At 57.0% G+C, this 21480-nt stretch carries 22 protein-coding genes; 15 read left to right on the plus strand and 7 right to left on the minus strand.

Annotated elements, in window-relative coordinates; all coding sequences use genetic code 11:
• Positions 1–18 precede the first annotated feature (18 nt).
• From THINI_RS13660 to THINI_RS13680, 5 genes are all read right to left on the minus strand, one after another.
• Positions 19–1197 (minus strand): CmpA/NrtA family ABC transporter substrate-binding protein, encoded by a 1179-nt coding sequence (locus THINI_RS13660; protein WP_002709161.1) that lies wholly within the window; start codon positions 1195–1197, stop codon positions 19–21.
• Between the two features lie 5 nt (positions 1198–1202).
• Positions 1203–1781 (minus strand): ANTAR domain-containing response regulator, encoded by a 579-nt coding sequence (locus THINI_RS13665; protein WP_002709162.1) that lies wholly within the window; start codon positions 1779–1781, stop codon positions 1203–1205.
• 131 nt (positions 1782–1912) lie between these two features.
• Complete coding sequence (locus THINI_RS13670; protein WP_002709163.1) at positions 1913–2887, minus strand: dimethyl sulfoxide reductase anchor subunit family protein; 975 nt, start codon at positions 2885–2887, stop codon at positions 1913–1915.
• Positions 2888–2898: 11 nt separating this feature from the next.
• On the minus strand, positions 2899–3627 hold the full coding sequence (locus THINI_RS13675; protein WP_002709164.1) for a 4Fe-4S dicluster domain-containing protein: 729 nt from the start codon (positions 3625–3627) through the stop codon (positions 2899–2901).
• Position 3628: 1 nt separating this feature from the next.
• The gene (locus THINI_RS13680) at positions 3629–6529 is read right to left on the minus strand and encodes a molybdopterin oxidoreductase family protein (protein ID WP_002709165.1); all 2901 of its coding nucleotides are present in this window, start codon (positions 6527–6529) and stop codon (positions 3629–3631) included.
• A gap of 181 nt (positions 6530–6710) precedes the next feature.
• Between THINI_RS13680 and THINI_RS13685 the strand changes: the two genes are divergently transcribed.
• The 4 genes from THINI_RS13685 (at position 6711) to THINI_RS13700 (ending at position 9750) form a co-directional block, all read left to right on the plus strand.
• Positions 6711–7175 (plus strand): phosphate-starvation-inducible protein PsiE, encoded by a 465-nt coding sequence (locus tag THINI_RS13685; protein WP_002709166.1) that lies wholly within the window; start codon positions 6711–6713, stop codon positions 7173–7175.
• A 115-nt stretch (positions 7176–7290) separates the two neighbouring features.
• Complete coding sequence (locus THINI_RS13690; RefSeq protein WP_002709167.1) at positions 7291–8526, plus strand: ATP-grasp domain-containing protein; 1236 nt, start codon at positions 7291–7293, stop codon at positions 8524–8526.
• 14 nt (positions 8527–8540) lie between these two features.
• Positions 8541–9356 carry an N-formylglutamate amidohydrolase gene (locus tag THINI_RS13695; protein WP_002709168.1) on the plus strand — a complete coding sequence of 272 codons (816 nt, stop codon included), beginning with the start codon at positions 8541–8543 and terminating at the stop codon, positions 9354–9356.
• Positions 9357–9540: 184 nt separating this feature from the next.
• On the plus strand, positions 9541–9750 hold the full coding sequence (locus THINI_RS13700) for a DUF6447 family protein (protein ID WP_002709169.1): 210 nt from the start codon (positions 9541–9543) through the stop codon (positions 9748–9750).
• A gap of 1 nt (position 9751) precedes the next feature.
• Here THINI_RS13700 and THINI_RS13705 read toward each other — a convergent pair whose 3' ends face one another.
• Positions 9752–10867, minus strand: a complete 1116-nt coding sequence (locus THINI_RS13705; RefSeq protein ID WP_002709170.1) for a PQQ-dependent sugar dehydrogenase — start codon at positions 10865–10867, stop codon at positions 9752–9754.
• A gap of 168 nt (positions 10868–11035) precedes the next feature.
• Between THINI_RS13705 and THINI_RS23530 the strand changes: the two genes are divergently transcribed.
• The 8 genes from THINI_RS23530 (at position 11036) to THINI_RS13745 (ending at position 16619) form a co-directional block, all read left to right on the plus strand.
• Positions 11036–12058 (plus strand): transporter substrate-binding and LysM peptidoglycan-binding domain-containing protein, encoded by a 1023-nt coding sequence (locus THINI_RS23530; protein WP_002709171.1) that lies wholly within the window; start codon positions 11036–11038, stop codon positions 12056–12058.
• Positions 12055–12516, plus strand: a complete 462-nt coding sequence (locus THINI_RS13715; protein WP_002709172.1) for an SEL1-like repeat protein — start codon at positions 12055–12057, stop codon at positions 12514–12516. The genes THINI_RS23530 and THINI_RS13715 overlap by 4 nt, the downstream gene beginning before the upstream one ends.
• A gap of 94 nt (positions 12517–12610) precedes the next feature.
• Complete coding sequence (gene rimO, locus THINI_RS13720) at positions 12611–13921, plus strand: 30S ribosomal protein S12 methylthiotransferase RimO (protein ID WP_002709173.1); 1311 nt, start codon at positions 12611–12613, stop codon at positions 13919–13921.
• A gap of 236 nt (positions 13922–14157) precedes the next feature.
• Positions 14158–14337: a hypothetical protein gene (locus THINI_RS13725; protein ID WP_154724417.1), complete on the plus strand. Its 180-nt coding sequence runs from the start codon at positions 14158–14160 to the stop codon at positions 14335–14337.
• The gene (locus THINI_RS13730; RefSeq protein ID WP_002709175.1) at positions 14334–15071 is read left to right on the plus strand and encodes a DUF1538 domain-containing protein; all 738 of its coding nucleotides are present in this window, start codon (positions 14334–14336) and stop codon (positions 15069–15071) included. The genes THINI_RS13725 and THINI_RS13730 overlap by 4 nt, the downstream gene beginning before the upstream one ends.
• Positions 15068–15850 (plus strand): DUF1538 domain-containing protein, encoded by a 783-nt coding sequence (locus THINI_RS13735; protein WP_002709176.1) that lies wholly within the window; start codon positions 15068–15070, stop codon positions 15848–15850. The genes THINI_RS13730 and THINI_RS13735 overlap by 4 nt, the downstream gene beginning before the upstream one ends.
• Positions 15851–15870: 20 nt before the next feature.
• On the plus strand, positions 15871–16221 hold the full coding sequence (locus THINI_RS13740) for a P-II family nitrogen regulator (protein ID WP_002709177.1): 351 nt from the start codon (positions 15871–15873) through the stop codon (positions 16219–16221).
• Positions 16218–16619 (plus strand): CBS domain-containing protein, encoded by a 402-nt coding sequence (locus THINI_RS13745; RefSeq protein WP_002709178.1) that lies wholly within the window; start codon positions 16218–16220, stop codon positions 16617–16619. Before THINI_RS13740 ends, THINI_RS13745 begins: the two co-directional genes overlap by 4 nt.
• On the opposite strand, the gene THINI_RS13750 is transcribed toward THINI_RS13745, so the two are convergent.
• The gene (locus THINI_RS13750) at positions 16610–17788 is read right to left on the minus strand and encodes a YbfB/YjiJ family MFS transporter (RefSeq protein ID WP_002709179.1); all 1179 of its coding nucleotides are present in this window, start codon (positions 17786–17788) and stop codon (positions 16610–16612) included. The genes THINI_RS13745 and THINI_RS13750 overlap by 10 nt on opposite strands.
• 149 nt (positions 17789–17937) lie before the next feature.
• Between THINI_RS13750 and hisB the strand changes: the two genes are divergently transcribed.
• From hisB to fusA, 3 genes are all read left to right on the plus strand, one after another.
• A complete protein-coding gene (gene hisB / locus THINI_RS13755) occupies positions 17938–18531 on the plus strand; it encodes an imidazoleglycerol-phosphate dehydratase HisB (RefSeq protein WP_002709180.1) in 594 nt (197 codons plus the stop codon).
• Positions 18531–19169, plus strand: a complete 639-nt coding sequence (hisH, locus tag THINI_RS13760; protein WP_002709181.1) for an imidazole glycerol phosphate synthase subunit HisH — start codon at positions 18531–18533, stop codon at positions 19167–19169. The genes hisB and hisH overlap by 1 nt, the downstream gene beginning before the upstream one ends.
• Positions 19170–19305: 136 nt before the next feature.
• Positions 19306–21396: an elongation factor G gene (gene fusA, locus THINI_RS13765; protein WP_002709182.1), complete on the plus strand. Its 2091-nt coding sequence runs from the start codon at positions 19306–19308 to the stop codon at positions 21394–21396.
• The last annotated feature ends 84 nt before the right edge of the window (positions 21397–21480 follow it).

Raw genomic sequence — 21480 nt, forward strand, 5'->3', positions numbered from 1 at the left:
ATCTAGTGCCCCGCGCCCTCAAATGGCACGCAATTGATGCAGTGCAATGTGGTTGCTGCCCATGGCGATGGGCTGGCTGGCTTCGTGCAAGACCCAGGGCGTGGTGCAACCCAGTAACGGGATTTCATCGCCAGTGGGGTAGGGAAGCTTGAGTGCAGCGGCTGCCTGCCGGTAGGTGGCCGTGCGGTATACACTGGCCAGCAGGCGTTCCGGATTTTCCGGCGCATGTGCCAGTTGCCCGGCAGCTTGCATCTGGTGCAGGAAATAACGCCCGTGTGAATGCCAGGGGAAGTTGGCGGCGTAGCGGGCAAAGACGTTGAAGTCGGGCAGGAAGCGTTCCGGCTCATCGGCGGCGTAGCGGTAGCGCCCCAGTAACGGGGCACGGATCAAATCCAGTGGGGTATCGAGGTATTGCGGGCGGGAAAGCAGTTCCGCCAGCTGGATGCGGTTGTGCCGGTCATCCGCCCAGTGGGCAGCTTCCAGCAGGGCGCTGATCAGGGCCAAATGGGTTTCCGGATTCATGTCCGCCCAGGCCTGGGTGACGCCCACCACTTTTTCCGGGCCGTTGTGCCACAGGCCGTAACTGCTGGCGGCGACACAGCCAATACCGCGCTGGACGGCGGCCAGATTCCAGGGTTCCCCGGCGCAATAGCCGTCGATTTCCCCGTTTGCCAGCGCATTCACCATCTGCGGGGGCGGAATAACACGGATTTCGACACCCTGTTCCAGATCCAGCCCGCCATCCTGCAACCACGCCCGCAGCAGGTAATAGTGTTGGGAAAACGGGTATACGCACCCCAGTACCAGCTTACGCCCCGGTTCACGCTCCAGCAGGGCTTTCAGGCCGGTGGCACGTAACGGGCTGCTGTGCAGGTATTCGGGGAAATGGGTACGGATACCTTGCATCAAGCCGGTGGCCAGGGTGATGGCGCTACCGTTCAGGCCGATGCTGATGGCGGTTTGTATGGGGATGCCGAGGCCGTCGATGCCGAGGGTGGCCGCCAGCGGCATGGGGGCGAGCATGTGCGCCGCATCCAGTTCGCCGAAGGCTACCCGGTCGCGGATATTGGCCCACGACACTTCGCGTTGCAGGGTGACGTTGAGGTCGTATTTCTCGAAGAAACCACGTTCCTGCGCCGCCACCAGCACCGCGCAGTCAGTCAGGGGCAGGAAACCGATGCGTAAATCGTGTTTCATCAGCACTAACCCCCCAGCAACGCCATGGCGGCGACGAAGTTGCGGGCGGCTTCACCGATTTTCATGTTGCGGTCCATCGCCATCTTGCGCAGCAATTGGTATGCCTCTTCCTCGCTGAGGTTGCGGTGCTGCATGAGGATGCCTTTGGCTTTGTCCACATCCTTACGGTCTTGCAGGCGGCCTTTGTAATCTTCGAGTTCCTCGCGCAGTTTCTGGTGTTCCTGGAAACGGGCGATGGCGACTTCCAGCACGGATTTCAGACGCTTGCCCGGCAAGTCGTCGACGATGTAGGCGCTGACCCCGGCACTGATGGCAGCGCGGGTGGTGTCGAGGTCGCTTTGCTCGGCGAAAAACACGATCGGCTTGGGCATTTCCTTGCTGACGGTGCGCAGCGATTCCAGCGTGTCGCGGTCAGGGCTTTGCATGTCGATCAGGATGATGTCGGGTTGGTGGCTGCGCACGGCGGCCAGCAGGTTTGCATCCGGCGTAATGCGGATGGTGTTTTTGTAGCCTGCTTCATGCAGGGCGGATTCAAGGCTGTCGGAACGTTCCGGGTCGTTATCGACCAACATGAGCTTGTGCATGTGTTACTAAGGCTCAGGTAAAAGATAGGAAGCCGTATGCAAGTATTACGCCACGCAGCAATGGCCTATCCCGGAAACGGGCGTGGTTACGGTGGTACGCCACGCCCGTTTCCGGGGCTGTCAGGCTGGCATCAAGTTGCCTGATAGTACAGGTTCTGCGGGTGGTTAGCCTGTGCGAAGAAGAACCAGCGTTCTGCCAACAAACCCACATACTGTACCAGCGCTGCAATGGCCAGTAGGGTAAACAAGTTGTTTGTCCAGCCAATCACCAGCAACGTCACCGGCACTACAAACACCGCAATCAGGAAAAATACCTTGATGCTTTGCAGGAATGCCGCACTCTTGTGATGGAAAAACTCGCGGGTATTGAACGAGCCACCCATCGCGCCCTGTGAAATTTGGGTAATTTTCGGGTGACGCACGCCAATCGCCGTACAGGCCGTGCTCTTGCGCTTGATACGGCCATTACGGTACAGCGAGAACATGCGGAAACCAAAGCCCGCCAGCGTGAAGATCAGTGCCCAGCCTGCATACGCATCAATCTGGCAGCTACCCAAGTAAGCACCCAGCGCCGCCGCCAGCGTAAAGCCGGAAGCCAGCCCCAGCAGTGTGTAATTAATTACGGTCAGCGGCGAAGCCCACTCCTGGATGAACTTGATCGCGGCGTAAATCATGCCAGTGCACAGGTACAGCAGCAGTGCCAGCAAGCCTGCGACGAGGCCAACAATCAGGGTCAGTCTGATGTCGACATTACCGGTTGTTGCGATCACCGGGTCAATGCCGAAATAGTGCAGCGCCCCCCAGATAAACGCCATGCCACTGAAGGCAGGCAGCACAATCACTTCACGTGCCAGCCACGAGGTTTTCCATTTGGTGGCGGCGCGCCAGGCACGCTCCGGGCGGCCCAGGTGGAAGAAGGACGCAAACAACCCCAAACCCATCAGGATCAGTACCACCACCGTACCCGTGATGTACAGGTTCAGCGGAGCAACGTCGCCCACCACCCCAAACGTGTTGTAAACCTGACCGGTATACAGCGCCAGGAACAGACCTTGACCCGCGCCGATCAGCGTCGTCAGAAAAATAACCGAAAAAGCAGGATGCATACTCAGTCTCCTTAGAACAGGAAGTCGTCCAGCGACGGCAGATCGCTAGTCGGCGCGCGCTGTTCTTCTTTCTTCAATGGGTTATCGACACGGTTCAGGGCTTCTTCCGTCACATGCGCCTTGGTCTTCTGCCGTGGCAGGTAATGGTTGGCCGGGCGGGTGCCCCATTCCGGCATCAACTGATAGCCGCCGCGTTCCGCGATAGCGGTGGACACTTCCGAATCCGGGTCATGCACATCGCCAAACAGACGTGCACTGGTCGGGCAGGCCAGTACGCAGGAAGGCTTGCGGCGTTCTTCCGGCAGGCTCATGTCGTAGATGCGGTCGACGCACAGGGTGCATTTCTTCATCACCTTCTGCTTTTCGTCGATTTCGCGCGCACCGTAAGGGCAAGCCCACGAGCAGTACTTGCAGCCGATGCACTTGTCGTAATCGACCAGCACGATGCCGTCTTCCTTGCGCTTGTAGCTGGCACCGGTCGGGCACACCGGCACGCACGGCGGGTCTTCGCAATGCAGGCAGCTTTTCGGGAAGTGCACCGTTTCCACTTTCGGGTATTCGCCGACTTCAAAGGTTTGCACGCGGTTGAAGAAGGTGCCCGTCGGGTCTTTGCCATACGGGTTCTTGTCAACCATGCCACCGCCGCCTTCACTGGAGGTGTTCCATTCCTTGCAGGAAGTGACGCAGGCGCTACAGCCCACGCACACGTTGAGGTCGATGACCAAAGCCAATTGGGTCATGTTATTTACCCCCCTTGAAACGATTCTTGAACAGGCCGGAACCGCCGATAAAGGTCTGCCACTTGCCGACGGGCTTGGCCATACCGGGGTAGCGCGGCTGGGTCGGGAACTGCGGGAAGGTGGAACCCTGTTCCTTTTTATCCGCTTTGTACACTTTCACACGTACATCGAACCACGCCGCCTGACCGGTCAGCGGGTCGGAGTTGGAATAGTGCTGGCCTTCCGGCTGGTTGGGCAGTTCCTCGCCGATGATGTGGTTGAGCAGGAAACCGCGCTGGCATTCGTTGGCATCTTTTTCCAGTGCCCAGGCACCAGAGGCTTTGCCAATCGCGTTCCACGTCCACACGGTGTTCGGCTCGACCGATTGTGAGTAACGCGCCTGACAGCGCACGCGACCGTGGACAGATTCCACCCAGATCCAGTCGCCATCCTCGAAGCCATATTTCGTACCCACACTCGGGTGCATGTGCAGGTAGTTGTGCGCATGAATCTGGCGCAACCAGGCATTCTGTGAATCCCACGAGTGATACATCGCCATCGGACGTTGGGTCAGGGCGCTGAGCGGGAATTCGTTCTTGTTGATGGTTTCGTTTTCGAGCGGCTCGTAATAGAACGGCAGCGCATCGAAGAAACGTTCAACCCGCTTACGCAGGCGATCCGGCGGTTGTTTGCCGTGGGAAATGCCCTGCGCGGCGCGGCGGAACTTGTGCAGCACTTCGGAATACAGGTGGATATTGATCGGCTCGGCATGACGGGTCATGCCGTTGGCCTTCGCCCATTGCAGGTAGCCCATGTTCCAGTTGCGCATGTATTGGTAGGACTTCGGCATCACGTGGTGGTGCATGCAATTGTTCTTGGCGTACTGTTCCCACTGGTTAGGGTTCGGTTCGCCACGCATGGATTTTTCACCACTCTGGCCGCGCCAACCACTCAGGAAGCCGATACCGGAACCAGGCGCGGTTTCAAAGTTGGTGATGAAGTCCGGGTAGTCGCGGAATTTGCGCTTGCCATCCTTGTCGGTGAAGGCCGGGAAGCCGAGGCGGGAGCCCAGCTCGATCAGGACTTCCTGAAACGGTTTACAGTCGCCGGTCACGGGCAGGATCGGAATCCGCACGGAATCGACTGGGCCGTCGTATTCGGAAATCGGGCGATCCAGCATCGACATCACGTCGTAGCGTTCCAGATAAGTCGTATCCGGCAGGATCAGGTCGGCGAACGCAGTCATTTCGGAGTGGAACGCATCACACACCACCAGGAACGGGATTTTGTACTCGCCGTTTTCGTCCTTGTCCTTGAGCATGTTGCGGACTTCGGTGGTGTTCATGGACGAGTTCCACGCCATGTTCGCCATGAAAATCAGCAGGGTGTCGAGTTTGTACGGGTCGCCGCGCCACGCGTTGGTTATCACGTTGTGCATCAGGCCGTGCACGGAGAGTGGGTATTCCCACGAGAAACCCTTGTCGACGCGTACCGGTTCGCCCTTGTCGTCAACGAACAGGTCATCCGGATCAGCAGGCCAGCCCAGCGGCATACCTTCCAGCGGTGTGTTGGGTTTCACATCGCCCGGTGAAGTTGGCGTTTTCGGGCACGGCGGAATCGGGCGCGGGTACGGCGCTTTGTGGCGGAAACCACCCGGACGGTCAATCGTACCCAGCAGCGACATCAGGATACTGAGCGCGCGGATGGTGTGGAAACCGTTGGAGTGCGCCGCCAAACCGCGCATGGCGTGGAATGCCACCGGGTTGCCGGTCACGTGGTCGTGCTCGTTACCCCATACGTCAGTCCAGGCAATCGGCAGTTCGATTTTTTGGTCACGCGCGGTGATACCCATTTCGTGAGCCAGCCGCTTGATGGTGGCCGCCGGGATGCCGGTGATGCCTTCCGCCCATTCAGCGGTGTAGGCTTCCACGCGCTCGCGCAGCAGCTGGAAGGAAGGTTTGACCGGTGTGCCGTCTTTCAGCTTGAAGTCGCCGGTCAGGAACGGGTCAGCGCCGGGGGTGTGGGTAGAAATCGGCTTGTTGAGGTCGCGATCCCACCACAGCTTGTTCTGCGGATCGAAGCAGCCTTCTTCCAGCGGCACTTCAAAACGCAGGAACATACCGTATTCCGGGTTGTTCGGATCCATGTTGACCAGTTCCGGCCCGTTGGTGTAATTCACCACGAAGTCACGGTCATACAAGCCCTGCTCAATAATTTCGCGGATGATTGCCAGCAGTAATGCGCCGTCGGTGCCGGGGCGGATCGGAATCCATTCGTCAGCCACCGCCGCATAGCCTGTACGCACCGGGTTGATGGCGATCAGGCGGCCACCGTTGCGCTTGAAGTGCGACAGTTCGATTTTCAGCGGGTTGGAATGGTGATCTTCCGCCGTACCGATCATGACAAACAGTTTGGCATGGTGCAGGTCAGGGCCACCGAATTCCCAGAAGGAACCGCCGATGGAATAGATCATGCCCGCCGCCATGTTGACCGAGCAGAAACCGCCGTGCGCGGCATAGTTCGGCGTACCGAACTGTTTGGCGAACAAACCGGTCAGCGCCTGCATCTGGTCGCGCCCGGTAAACAGGCCGAACTTCTTCGGGTCGGTCGCGCGGATATGCTTGAGGCGGGTTTCCAGCGTGTCGAAAGCTTCTTCCCACGTAATCGGTTCGAACTGGCCTTCGCCACGGGTCGCGTTGGCCTTGCGCCGCAGCGGTTGGGTCAGTCGTGCAGGGGAGTACTGCTTCATGATGCCGGAGGAGCCCTTCGCGCAGATCACGCCCTTATTGAGCGGGTGATCCGGGTTGCCCTCGATGTATTTCACCTCACCGTTCTTGAGGTGGACGTTGATGCCGCAGCGGCACGCGCACATGTAACACGTGGTGCTTTTGATCTCGGTTGCCTGGCTAGTTTGGGTAGTCATAATCAGTATGTAACTAAATAAGGATTTACTGAAATAGTAGTGTAGCCCGATAGTGCGTGAGATAAGTCAAGGAATCAATAAAAAAATTTATTTCTATGAATAGAATTTATTGATTGAAGTATTGCATCTGCCCCGTTTCTGGTGTGCTTTAATCAAAGGGCGCTAGAGGAGGAGTACAATCATGCAGAGAATACACGACTTGGGTCATTGGCTGGGCAAGCTTGGTGATTTTGCCGTGGAGGCTTTCCACATTCTGGGTTTGTTCGTCATTGGCGGCACCATCGTCTGGACAGCCGCCCACACCTATCTCGTCGATATTATGAGTAAACCGTATGCAACGCTGGACGACATCCTGTTGCTGTTTATCTATCTGGAACTGGGGGCGATGGTGGGCATTTTCTTCCGTACCCACCGCTTGCCGGTCATCTTCTTGTTGTTCATTTCCATGACGGCGTTGACCCGCTATCTGGCGATTGACCTGAAAGATTTCGACAATATGAAAATCATCACCATTGTGTCGGCCATCCTGCTGCTGTCATTCGCCACGCTGGTGCTGCGTTTCAGCGAAAAACGCTTTGCCGCGTCAGACATGGAAGGCTCCACCCGGCAAGATGTGAGTGACCATAAGGAAACCATGTCCTCGTAAGCGGGAACAGAGGTAGGGACTGTCACATTACTGAAGCAGATTTTTGCTAATTTGGCGTCATCTCCCCCTATCTCACGGTTTGACCACCCCATCCTTTTGCAGGTAATGCGTTTCTATGCTTGAACGATACACAGGCTGCACGGTCAGCGATGCTTACGCCACTGGTGCGCATGGCATCCATATGCCGCGCTACCCCTATTACGCCGACTATGACCAACCTGGGAACTGTCATTATTACTACCGGCGTTCGAGGGAATACCTTGCCTGCCAAACCGCGCGCTTCCTGCTGATCGGGGGCGAGGCGACCACGCTGGCCAAGGAGGGCGTGATTGACCCCGGCAGCGAGTTGAATGCCTGGTGGCACGGCTTTTTCCGCGAACATTTCGGCGGGCAAATGGGCGAGGTGGCCAAATACGCGGGCGGGTACACCTATCTCGAATATCTCGGTAATCACCCGGAAGCGAAACTGGTTGTACCGCACCCTTATCCGCCTGGCCAGATTGGCCGTGACCATTATTATCTGGAAAACCCGGATGTGATTGTGCACCTGAATGACAAGGGGCAGATGGCGGACATTTCCTCCCATTGCATTCCCTATCAGGTGTATGACGCCGCTACCTTCGCTGGCCACGTCTGGCGGGAGGCATGGGAACTGCCGTTCGTCATCAAGCTGGCGGCCCCTTCCGGCGGCGGTGATGGCGTGGCCATCTGCCACACGGATGAGGATGTGGCAGCCGCGCAAATCCGTTTCGGTGGGCATCGGGTCAAGGTTGAAGCCTTCATCGGCGGCTATGAAAACAACTACAACATCAACCTGCACGTTGACCGTGGCGGCTCCATCCGTTTCATTGGGGGTTCCTCGCAGCGGGTTTCCGCTGCCGCCCGTTACGAAGGCAATTACATCGACCTTGGCTGGTATCCTGAACCGGAACTGGAAGCGTTATGCGTCGAAATTGCCCACAACGCTTGGAAACTGGGCTGGTTTGGCGTGTGCGGGCTGGATGTGATCCAGGCAGCGGATGGCAAGCTGTATTTCATTGACCCGAATTTCCGCCTCAATGGCTCCACCCCGTTCCATTTTATCCGCAGCCACTTCCTGACCCATTTCCAGCGCCCGCATCTGGAAACCGGTTATTTTTGTTTTCCCGGTGACCCTTTGGCGTTTCTGGACGGGTTCCGGCCCGAAATCGAGAAAAAAATCCTCGTGCCAGTTGGCTTGTACCATGACCCCCGCTATGATCAAAAGACGCGGGTTTATCTGGCGCAGGCAACCGAAAATGACGCCGACGCCCATGCCAGCCTGCGTGCAGGGCTGATGCAGCGTGGCCTGCTGCCAGGAATACACTTATAACTGCTTGTACTTACATGGATATTGACCAACCCTATCAGTATATCGTGGGGGAATGCCCCGTTTTACTCGAACTGCCGCACGGCGGGCATCTGACCCCGGATGAGGTGAAACCTTACCTGCACCCCAAATTCACCCCCGGCGACCGGCGCGAGGATGCGGATGAGTTTTCCGACGCCATTTACCTGGATTTGCCCAGCAGGCCGCATTTGCTGCGCTTCAGCATCTGGCGCGCCCATGCAGACCCGAACCGGCGGGTTGATGACTTCCATGCTGATGGTGTGGTCAAGACCCATACCAGTCAGGGGGTGAAAATTTACCAGTCGGAACGTGGTCTGCCTGAAACCGTGCGCCAGACTGTGGTCAGCCAGTATGTCGTTCCCCATCAGCAGAAACTGTTGGAATTGTTGGGGGAGGAAAGCATCCGGCGGGTTATGTTCTGCCACACCATGCCAGGTATCGGCACCAGCGTTTCCAAGGATCGGGGCAACTTGCGCCCGTTATTCATGTTCGGCAACGGCGGTGACGCCAATGGCAAACCGCACCACAACTGTTACGGCAGCAAAAAGATGCTGGAACACATGTCCAACATTATCGAAGACCACGTGCACGAGCTGGATGTGGCGTTCAACTTTTGTGATGTAGTCCGTTACAACAACCCTTATTCCGGCATCAATTCGCTAGGCCGCTTCACCTGCGAGCAATTTCGCGGCAAGCATCCGTTCACGCTGGAAATCAACCGTGACCTGCTGCTGCATAATCCGGAAAACATCACGCCGGTACGCACCATCATCAACCTGATCGTAACCGAACTGGCGCATTGGAAGGATTGAATTGATTATACCTATATAAAATATTTTGTTGCAAAACAGGTGATTTTTCCTCAAAGGGTGATGGGGTGCACATATCCGGAGGCTTCAGCAGGTTAGACTGCCGCCCCACATGGAGTGAGACGTAGCTACTGACTGGTTCAGCAGACCCTTGTTCCATCCGTTATGGCAAATGAAGGAGAATCCGATGTCCGAAACACCTGCTACCCCAACGATCACCATCGACGGAAAAGCTTATGAGCTGAGCAACTTATCCGATGCCGCCAAATCCCATATCAGCAGTGTACGGCTGGTTGACCAGAAAATCGCGGAAGCCCAGCAAACCATCGCTGTTCTTCAGACTGCCCGCAATGCCTACATGTCTGCCTTGCAACAAGCATTGCCTGACGCTGCCTGATTCACCGCAACTGGTAAAGGCCGCCATCCTCCTCATCCGTCAGCACATACAGGTAGCCGTCTGGCCCTTGCTGGATGTCGCGGATGCGGCCAATTTTCCCCTCCAACAACTGCTCTTCCGCCACGAAACGGTCACCCTCCAGCGTGATGCGTGACAGCAGTTCGGATTTGAGCGAACCCACCAACAGGCTGCCCTGCCAGCCGGGGTATTGGTTACCCGTGTAAAATGTCATGCCGGAAGGTGCGATGGAAGGCGTCCAGTACAGCACGGGTTGTTCCATCCCGGCTGTATCGGTAATGCCTGCGCCGACTGCGCCACCGCCGTATTCCTCGCCGTAGGTAATCACCGGCCAGCCGTAGTTGGCTCCGGCGCGTTCCAGATTGACCTCATCGCCGCCCTGTGGGCCGTGTTCACACGTCCAGACCTGCCCGGTTTGGGGGTGGATAGCCATCCCCTGCATATTGCGGTGGCCATAAGTATAAATTTCCGGTTTGGCTCCGGGAGACTCAACGAAAGGGTTGTCGGCGGGGATACGCCCATCATCATGTAGGCGGATCAGGCTGCCCGCGTGGTTGGCAAGGTCTTGCGCGTTATCCCTGTTGCCCCGGTCACCGAGGCTGAGATAGAGGTATCCGGCAGGGTCAAAGGCAATCCGCCCACCGAAATGCTGCCCAGACTCGGATTGCGGGGTCGCCGCAAACAAGACTTGCACCGTGTTGAGCTTGCCATTCTGATATTGCCCGCGTGCCAGATGGGTGCTGTAACCGCCTTCCCCTTTGTCTGCAAAGCTAAAATATAGCCAGTGATTTGCTGCAAATTGCGGGTGAAGGGCGAGGCCGAGCAGCCCGCCCTGGCCATGTTCCTCGATTTCTGGCAGGCCGGTAACGGGGGCATCAAGCAATTTGCCGTCCCGGATGCGGCGCAAACTGCCGCCACGTTCGCTGACCAGGACTTCACCATCAGGGAGGAAGGTCATGCCCCAGGGGTGTGTCAGCCCGGCAGCGATCTTGACGGCTGTCACTTCCGCAGCGGCCAGCGATGCAAATAGAACAATGGGCAGGGTAACGGTGGCTGCAAGCAACAACCCGTGAATGAATGGCTGGACAGGACGGGGCATAAGACCTCCCGTTAGCGTGGGGTACTGTTCCCAAGTATAGGTGAAGCGTTGTTTTACCCCGCCTCAACCCCACAAAAACTACCTTTTATCTTGCCGACTCGGAAGCGGAACCTCCCCTGTTTATACTGTGAACCAGTGTCAATCCATTACTACATACGGGAGTTTGGTATGCGGAAATTTGTCTGGTCTTGTGCCGCCGCCCTGTTTTGCTTCGCCACCGGCGTAACGGCTGCGGTTCCGCCACCGCCACCGCCGACTGAAGCAGCCCCGGCAGCAGCAACTACCGAACCGGAAGCGGTAGGCAATGTGCTGGAGGCTGCACGGCAGGCAGGCGTGCTGCGCGTGGCGACCGAGCCTGATTTCCCGCCGCTGTACTGGGTCGATGAAAACGGTAAGGAACAGGGCTTTGAATACGAGCTTGCCCACATGATCGCCAAGGAACTGGGCATCCCCAAAGTTGAACTGGTGGAAGACGACTATGACAAGCTGCCAGACCTCGCCAAAGAAGGGAAAGCGGATATTTTCATGGCAGGTTATGTTCCCGACACTTCCGTCGATGGTGTGGCATGGTCTGACAGTTACCTGGATTTCGGCTTATGCCTGATTGTCCCCAAAGGCAGCCCGGTGAAGAATATCAGGCAGCTCAAGGGCAAGAAAATCGGTGCTTACAACGACCCTGCCGCTGTCCGCTGGATAGAAGACAACATCCCCAACCACAAGGAAGTGAAAACCTACATGGGGCCGGGTTGGCTGTACCATGCCGACAATCGCGATGTGGATGCGGTCATTTACGACTACCCACTTGCCGTACACGAAATCAAGGCATTTGGGCGGTTGCAAATCGTTGCCTTTAACCTGAATGAAAGCCTTTACGCCATCGGTCACAAAACGGGCGAAGGGGAGCTGGGGGCAGCGCTGAATACCGCCATCCAGAACATCAAGGCATCCGAGGATTATGCCCGTTTGATCAAGCAATATATGCCCTTCAAAATTTCCAAGGAAGTGCCTGCGGATAGCCGCAACTATACCATCCAGTCGGGCGATTCCCTGTCGAAGATTGCTGCCAAAGAGCTGGGGGGCGGCGACGCTTGGCGGCAAATCTGGGAGCTGAACAAGCACCGTGTCCCCAACCCCAATTTGCTGGAGTTGGGGGATGTCCTGATCATGCCAAAAGACGGGAAAAAGCCATGAAACTGGATCGTTTCTGGATCGTCCAGATCATGATTGCCTTAGTGCTGTTTGCACTGCTGATCGGCAGTTACCTGTTGTCTTCCGGGATGTTGTCTGCCAGTGGTGATGATCCGCCGCCAGCACCGCTGGAAACTGGTGCGGAGACGAAGGATTCCATGCTGGCCACGGCAGCTTGCGTGCCTGTTGGGACGGCGCTATCGCCCAGCGCCATTGAGGCTAGCCTGGGCAGCGACGACCCCGCGCGGCGCGAGGCTTGTTTAACTTTCTTACAAGCAGAAAGCGCTGCCGGAGACCTGGGCGCAGACTTGTGGCTGGGGCGCGCTTACCACAACGGTTGGGGTGTCAGCAAAAATGTGGAGGAAGCTGCCGCCCACTACCGCAAGGCTGCCTCGGCAGGCGATACTGCTACCCGGGAGTCCGCTGGGCAGTGGCTGTCACAGCTGGAACGGGGTCAGTAGGGGCGGGGTTTCATCAATTTCAACCCTACAGGCAGCACAATGGCGGATGATCGGCTATGATGATTGGCTTTCGGTCACTTAAGCATTGTCAAGCATGAAACAAGCCCAGCCCCAAGTCGGTTTTGTCAGCCTCGGTTGCCCCAAGGCATTGGTGGATTCCGAGCGCATCCTCACCCAATTGAGCGCCGAAGGTTACGCCATCAGCGGCAGTTACGATGAAGCTGACTTGGTGGTGGTGAACACCTGCGGTTTCATTGATTCGGCGGTGGAAGAGTCGCTGGAAGCCATCGGCGAGGCATTGGATGAAAATGGCAGGGTGATCGTCACCGGTTGTTTGGGGGCAAATGCCGACAAGGTGCTGGCAGCCTACCCCAATGTGCTGGCAGTCACCGGCCCGCACGCCTATGAGGCGGTGATGCAATCTGTCCACGCGCACTTGCCGCCGTTGCATGACCCGTACACCGACCTGATCCCGCCGCAAGGGGTGCGCCTGACGCCACGCCACTACGCCTACCTGAAAATTTCCGAAGGCTGCAACCACCGCTGTTCCTTCTGCATCATCCCGGCCTTGCGCGGCGATCTGGTGTCACGCCCTATCGGCGATGTGTTGCAGGAAGCTGAAAACCTGGTGAACGCGGGGGTGAAGGAATTACTGGTGATTTCCCAGGATACCAGCGCCTACGGCATCGATACCCAGTACCGCACCGGGTTCTGGCAAGGCCGCCCGCTCAAGACCCATTCCCAGCAACTGGCCGAAGCATTGGGGGAAATGGGTGTGTGGGTGCGTCTGCATTACGTTTACCCCTACCCGCACGTCGACAGGCTGATCCCGTTGATGGCGGAAGGCAAAATTCTGCCGTATCTGGACATCCCCTTCCAGCACGCCAGCCCACCGGTGCTGAAGGCCATGCGCCGCCCTGCCCATGCCGAAAAGGTGCTCGACCGCCTGCAAAACTGGCGCGCCACCTGCCCTGACATTGCCGTGCGTAGCACCTTTATCGTCGGCTTCCCCGGCGAAACCGAGGAAGACTTTGAAACCCTGCTCGACTTTTTGCAGGAGGCCGAACTCGACCGGGTGGGCGCGTTCACTTACTCCGACATTGACGGCGCACCAGCCAACGACCTGCCCGGAGCAGTCCCGGAAGAAGTCAAGGAAGAGCGCCTGGAACGTTTCATGGAGGTGCAGGCCGACATCAGCGCCGCCAAGCTCAGCCGCCTGGTTGGCCAGACCATGACCGTGCTGGTGGATGAGGCAGGGGATGGCCAGAGCATAGCCCGTAGCCACCGGGATGCGCCCGAAATTGACGGGCAGGTGATCATTGAGGGTACGGAATTGCCGGTGGGTGAATTCGCGCAGGTACACATAACCCATGCTGATGAACATGACCTGTGGGCTAGAATTTAATCATTATCAATAAGATATTTTAGTTTGCTGATTTCATCTAATTTATTTACGCTGGAAATGAACTCCAGATAGCGGAAAATGCCTAAAAATTGAATTTTGGGTGAGGGCGAGGCTAGAAGGGCGAGTCATGCATATAAAGTGATCAACATCACTGGTATGTAACTTGCTTGTGCATTAATATTGTTGATAAAGGATTAATGCAAGAAATGCAAACGCCTACGAAGGGGCTAACAACGATGATCGCAACATTCAACCGGTTATGCGGCTCTATCCTGCAATCGCTCAGTGATGCATTGCCGGTGCTGCTGATAGCCATTTTCTATCAGATGACCATTCTGGAAATCCCGGTTCACGAGATCATGGGTATGCTGGGGTGGGTGCTGTTTATTAGTTTTGGTCTGACGATGATCTTATGAGCAAGGCCATCAAAGCCTTGCTGCGCGCGATGCTGGGCAGCTTGCGTGACCTCTTGCCGATCCTGCTGGTGATCGTGTGTTTCCAGTTGCTGGTCTTGCAGCAGCCGTTACCGGATGTGTGGAATTTATTGGGCGGTGCGCTGCTGGTGGTGCTTGGCCTGACGTTTTTCATCTTTGGACTGGAAATGGGGCTGTTCCCGATTGGGGAAACCATGGCCTATGCCTTTGCCCGCAAGGGTAGCGTGGCGTGGTTGCTGCTGTTTTCATTTGCCCTGGGGTTTGGCACGACAGTGGCGGAACCTGCCCTGATCGCGGTGGCGGGCGAAGCGGCGGACATTGCCGCGCAGGGGGGCGTGATCCAGAAAGATGAAGACAGTATGCGTTCCTACGCCACCGGCTTGCGCCTAACGGTTGCCCTGTCGGTGGGGGTGGCGATTGTGGTGGGGGTGCTGCGCATCCTCAAAGGCTGGCCGATCCAGTACCTGATCATGGGTGGGTATATTGGCGTGGTGGTCATGACGGCATTCGCGCCCGAATTCATCATTGGCATTGCGTATGACTCCGGCGGGGTAACGACTTCCACCATCACCGTACCGTTGGTGACTGCTTTGGGGGTGGGGCTGGCCTCCAGCATCAAGGGGCGTAACCCGATGATTGACGGTTTCGGGCTGATTGCGTTTGCCTCCCTGACCCCGATGATGTTTGTGATGGCTTACGGCATCCTGGTGTCATGATGGAGGTTGTGTGGAGTTTCCTGCATATCCTGCTGGCGACCTTGCGGGATGTGCTGCCGATTGCGGGCATCATTTTCGGTTTCCAGTTCCTGGTGATCCGCAAGCCTGTGCCCAACCTGCGCCGCGTCATTATCGGTTTTATCTATGTGGTTATCGGCCTGGCGCTGTTCCTGCAAGGGCTGGAACAGGCACTCTTCCCGCTGGGGCGGCTGATGGCGGAACAACTGACCGCCCCGCAGTTCATTTACGGGCTGGAAAAACTGCCGGAAATCGTCCATTGGCAGGAATATTACTGGGTTTACCTGTTTGCGTTCGCCATCGGCTTCAGCACCACCATTGCGGAACCCTCGCTGATTGCGGTGGCGATGAAAGCCAATGAAGTGTCAGCGGGGGGTATCGGTGTGTGGGGGCTGCGAATAGCGGTCGCCATTGGCGTAGCCATCGGCATCGGGCTGGGAAGCTGGCGGATCGTGACGGGCTATCCGCTGCATTATTTCATTATCACGGGCTATATTATTGTGGTCATCCAGACCTTTTTCGCGCCCCGGCTGATTGTGCCGCTGGCGTATGACTCGGGCGGGGTGACAACTTCGACAGTGACCGTGCCGTTGGTGGCGGCGCTGGGTCTGGGGCTGGCAGAAACCATTCCGGGTCGCAGCCCTTTGCTGGACGGGTTTGGCCTGATTGCCTTCGCCAGCCTGTTCCCGATGATGACGGTCATGGGTTACGCGCAATTGTCGGCATGGCTGGCGGCAAGGCAGCGACGGAATGCCGGTTAAGGCTTTAAGGAGGATGCGACATGCATTTCAAGCTATTGGTGGCGCTAGTGAGCGATGAGAAAACCGACAAGGTGATCGAGGCTGCACGGAAGGCGGGCGCGATGGGCGCGACCATCATCAATAATGCCCGTGGCGAAGGCGTCAGCCAGACCCGCACGTTTCTGGGTTTAAACTTGGAAACCCAACGCGATCTGGTGATGTTCCTGGTCGAGGAGCACCATAGCCGCAAAGTGCTGGAAATCATCGCGGAAGTAGGCGAAATGGAATCCAGCAGTGGTGCGGGTATTGCCTTCCAGCTCGATGTGGAGGATGCCGTAGGCGTCTCGCACCAGGTCAAGCTGCTGGCGGAGCGGGTGGAGGAGGCATTATGAGCAACATACCGGCAGACACCCTGCGCGCCCGCGATGTCATGAAAAGCGCGTTCGACGTGGTGGATGGCAAGCTGACCGTGCGACAAGCGCTGGCGCAGATGCAGCACCCGGAAACCAGCGTGCTGGTTGTGCGCAAGCGCCACGCGGATGATGAGTGTGGCATTGTATTGCTGGCGGATATTGCCCGTCAGGTACTGGCAAAGAACCGTTCGCCAGACCGGGTGAACATTTATGAAATCATGTCCAAACCAGTGCTGGGCGTTCCGGCGGACATGGCCTTGCGGCATTGCGCACGCATGTTCGAGCGTTTCGGCATCGGTCATGCGCCAGTACAGGAAAACGGTGACATTGTGGGCATCATCAGTTACGCCGACATGGTGTTGCACGGTTATCGCTGAGCGCTGAATCCATCCAGCAGCCGCAAGCGCAGGATCAGCAGTGTACCTACCACCATGACTGCCGTCGCCAGATACAAACCATCCGCATAGCTGCCGCTTTTGGCGGCCAGCAAGCCGGTGATGGCAGGCGCGGCAATCTGCGCAACCCCGTAGGAAACGGTCATTTTCCCCATCATTTTGGCCGGTCGGGTCGGGTAATAACGCCCCGCCATGGTCAGCACCAAGCTGACAATGCCAATAAATGTGCCGCCAAACAGTGCCGTGCCGAAAAATGTTACCAGCAGGTTATCGCTCATCACTGGCAGCAGGATGCCCACAATCTGCAACACGAAAGCAGCCAGCAACGAATTCAGGTCGCCGATCCTGCGGGCAATCAAATCCCAAACGATACAGGCGGGTGCTGCCGCCAGCCCCAGCACCAGAAAACTCAGCGAACCCTTGCCTTCCAGCCCCGGCAGATGGTCAACGATGGCCACGATGAAGGTAGCGCTGACTACATACCCCACCCCCGCGCAGAAATACGCCGCCATGAAGGTGTAGAGGAAGGCTTTGCCGGGCGGCTTATCCACCAGCGCATTGCCGCTACGGGTCATGTTGCTGGTATCCGGCGGCGGCAGCCAGAGCCAGGCGGGGACTATCAGCAGCACGCCCATGCCGGTGAACAACAGCCATTGCTGATCCCAGCTGAAATGTTGCGTCATCAGCTCGACGGCCAGCGCGCAGAAGGCAATGCCCAGCCCTACGCCACCAAAATGAATCCCCAGTTCGCTACGGAAATCGTGCCGGATCAGCCAGTTCAGGATTAGCCCCGAACCCAGCAATAAGCCAGCGGCGCTGCTCAGTCCGGCGAAGAAACGCAGTATCGCCCACAGCCAGGCATTTTCCGTCAAGCCCATTCCCGCCGTAGTCACCACTGCGACGATCAGGCCGATGCGGTACAAGCGGTCTTTCAACACCAGATCGCTGATCAGGGACGCAATCAGCGCCCCACTGAAATAGCCGAGGTAGTTGATGGCTGCCAGCCAACCACCCGCCGATATTCCCAACCCGGCCTGCTGCTGCATGAGCGGCAACAACGGTGTGTAGGAAAAACGGGCAATACCCAGCATCAAAATCAGGCTCAAGATGCCTGCGCTCAGCACTTTCAGGCGTTGTGTTTGTGGGGTCATCACGGCTCTTCCAGACGAATCAACAGACTGTATATGCCGCACCGCAATATTTCCACCGGATTCAGCCGATCATGATCATTGAAATCATGGAATGTAGCGCCAGACTGATGTGGTAAGATTTACCGATAGTCAGCAACACAGGTTTACCCATGACGGAACGTACCGCCAGCGTGGCACGCGACACGCTCGAAACTCAGATTAAGGTATCCATCAATCTGGATGGAACCGGCCAATCCCGCTTTGACACCGGCATCCCTTTCCTCGAACATATGCTGGATCAGATTGCCCGCCATGGCATGATCGATCTTGACATCGAATGCCAAGGCGACCGCCACATCGACGACCATCATAGCGTGGAAGACATTGGCATTACATTGGGGCAGGCGTTCGCCAAAGCCGTGGGTGACAAGAAAGGCATCCGCCGTTACGGGCACGCTTATGTGCCACTGGATGAGGCGCTGTCCCGCGTGGTGATCGACTTTTCCGGCAGGCCGGGGCTGGAACATCACGCCGACTACCTGCGTTCACACATCGGCAGTTTCGACACTGACCTGTTTTACGAATTCTTCCAGGGCTTTGTGAATCACGCGCTGGTGACGCTGCACATCGACAATATCCGTGGGCGTAACGCGCACCACATTGCCGAAACCGTTTTCAAAGCCTGCGGGCGTGCGCTGCGCATGGCGCTGGAACTTGACCCGCGCATGGCTGGCATCATGCCTTCAACCAAGGGGTGTTTGTAATGCAGAAAATCGCCATCATCGACTACAACATGGGCAACCTGCACTCAGTGGAACGTGCTGTTTCGCACGCGGCGGGCGGTCAAGCAACAGTTGCGATTACTTCCGACCCCGACATGATCATGCAAGCCGACCGGGTAGTGTTTCCGGGGCAGGGCGCGGCGCGTGACTGTATGCGTGAGCTGGAAACGCGTGGCATGGCTGAAGTGGTGCGCGAAGTCATCCAGACCAAACCGTTCCTCGGCATTTGCATGGGGATGCAGGTGCTGATGCAGCATTCCGAAGAAAACAATGGCATCGAGTGCCTCGGCGTATACGGGGGTAATGTACGCTATTTCGGCAACGTCCATCAGGAAATCGGTGTGCGCCTGAAGATTCCACAAATGGGCTGGAATCAGGTCTGGCAGCAAATGGAGCACCCGTTGTGGAAGGGTATAAAGGACGGCGCGCGCTTCTATTTCGTGCACAGCTACTACGTCGAGCCGCTGACGCCAGACCTGATTGCCGGGTCAACCGACTATGGCATCAGCTATGCCTCCGCGATTGCCAGGGACAACGTGTTTGCGATTCAGGCACATCCGGAGAAGTCTGCCGATGACGGTTTGAAGTTGCTGGAGAATTTCGTCAACTGGGATGCGTGACGCTAGGGGGGGCGCAACAAAAAAATCACATTTTTCTGTGATTCGCGCTTGAATTTCCCCTTACTCCGTGCTTCAAGATGCTTTACAATCGCCCCCTTACTCGCAGTTCCTGCGTTTTTCTTTGAGATTTGGAACAATGACTGACTTAACACTTTACCGAAACATCGGCATTTTTGCCCACGTTGACGCGGGCAAAACCACCACCACCGAACGTATCCTGAAACTGACCGGCAAGATCCACAAGATCGGTGAGGTACACGAAGGCGAATCCACCATGGACTTCATGGAACAGGAAGCCGAGCGTGGTATCACCATCCAGTCCGCTGCGACTACCGCTTTCTGGAAAGGCCACCGTTTCAACATCATCGACACCCCAGGGCACGTTGACTTCACCATCGAAGTTTACCGTTCACTGAAAGTGCTGGATGGCGGCGTTGGCGTATTCTGTGGTTCCGGCGGTGTTGAGCCTCAGTCTGAAACCAACTGGCGTTATGCCAACGAATCCAAGGTTGCACGTGTCATTTACGTCAACAAACTGGACCGTATCGGTGCTGACTACTACCGCGTCGTCAAGCAGGTCGAAGACGTATTGGGTGCACGCCCGATCGTAATGGCGCTGCCAATCGGTATCGAAGACAACTTCATCGGCGTGGTGGATCTACTGACCCGTAAAGCGTGGGTATGGGACAACTCCGGCGACCCAATGAAGTACGAAATTCAGGACGTTCCGGCTGATATGGAAGCCCAGGTTGAGGAATGGCGCGCCAAGCTAATCGAAACGGCGGTTGAGCAAGACGACGATCTGATGATGATGTATCTGGAGGGCGAAGAGCCTGCCATCGACGACATCAAACGCTGCATCCGCAAGGGTACTATCGCACTGGACTTCTTCCCGACATTCCCTGGCTCTTCCTTCAAGAACAAGGGCGTACAATTGGTGCTGGACGGCGTGGTTGACTACCTGCCGAACCCGACCGAAGTCAACCCACAGCCTGAAACTGACCTGGAAGGCAACCCGACTGGCGAATTCGCCATCGTTGACCCAGCCCGCCCGGTACGTGCGCTGGTGTTCAAGATCATGGACGACCGTTTCGGCGCGCTGAACTTCGTGCGCGTTTACTCCGGTACGCTGAAAAAAGGCGACACCCTGCTCAACACCTTCACCGGCAAGACTGAGCGTGTTGGTCGTATGGTGGAGATGCACGCCAACGACCGTTCCGAAATCGAAACAGCCCAGGCGGGTGACATCGTTGCCCTGATTGGCCTGAAAAACGTGCAGACCGGCCACACCCTGTGTGACGTGAACAAGCCAGCTACGCTGGAACCGATGGTCTTCCCTGATCCGGTTATCTCCATCGCGATTGCGCCCAAAAACAAGGGTGCTGCCGAGAAAATGGGTATGGCCCTGAACAAAATGATTCAGGAAGACCCATCTTTCCGCGTTGAAACTGACCAGGAAACAGGCGAAACCATCCTCAAGGGCATGGGCGAACTGCACCTCGACATCAAGGTCGACATCCTCAAGCGTACCCACGGTATCGAAGTGGAAGTCGGCAAACCACAGGTTGCTTACCGTGAATCCATCACCGCCCGCGTAGAAGACAGCTACACCCACAAGAAGCAGTCGGGTGGTTCCGGCCAATACGGTAAAATCGACTACACCATCGAACCCAACGAACAGGGTGCAGGCTACGCATTCGAATCAGTGGTTGTCGGTGGTTCCGTTCCGCGCGAATTCTGGCCTGCGATCGACAAGGGCTTCAAGGAAAGCATGGGCAAAGGCCCACTGGCTGGCTACCCTGTCGTTGACGTGAAAGTCACCCTGCGCGAAGGTGGTTTCCACGCGGTTGACTCCTCAGCCATCGCGTTTGAAATCGCGGCCAAAGGCGGCTACCGTCAGACCATGCCAAAAGCTGGCCCGCAGATTCTGGAACCGATCATGAAAGTGGACGTGTTCGCACCAGAAAGCCATACCGGTGACGTTATCGGTGACCTGAACCGCCGTCGTGCGATGATCAAGTCCCAGGACACTGCGCCTATCGGCGTGCGCGTCAAGGCTGACGTGCCACTGTCCGAAATGTTCGGTTATATCGGCGACCTGCGCACCATGACTTCCGGTCGCGGCCAGTTCTCGATGGAATTCTCGCACTATGCTGCGTGTCCGAAGAACGTTTCCGACCAGGTTATCAAGGAAGCAGCTGAGCGCAAGAAGGCTGCTGAAGCTTAAGGCAATCTGCAATCTGTAGGGTGGGTGGAGCACAAGCGATACCCGTCGGGTTTACACGAAAATCCCCGCTGGGCAACTGGCGGG

It is taken from the genome of Thiothrix nivea DSM 5205 (assembly GCF_000260135.1).
Classification (GTDB): Bacteria; Pseudomonadota; Gammaproteobacteria; order Thiotrichales; family Thiotrichaceae; genus Thiothrix; species Thiothrix nivea.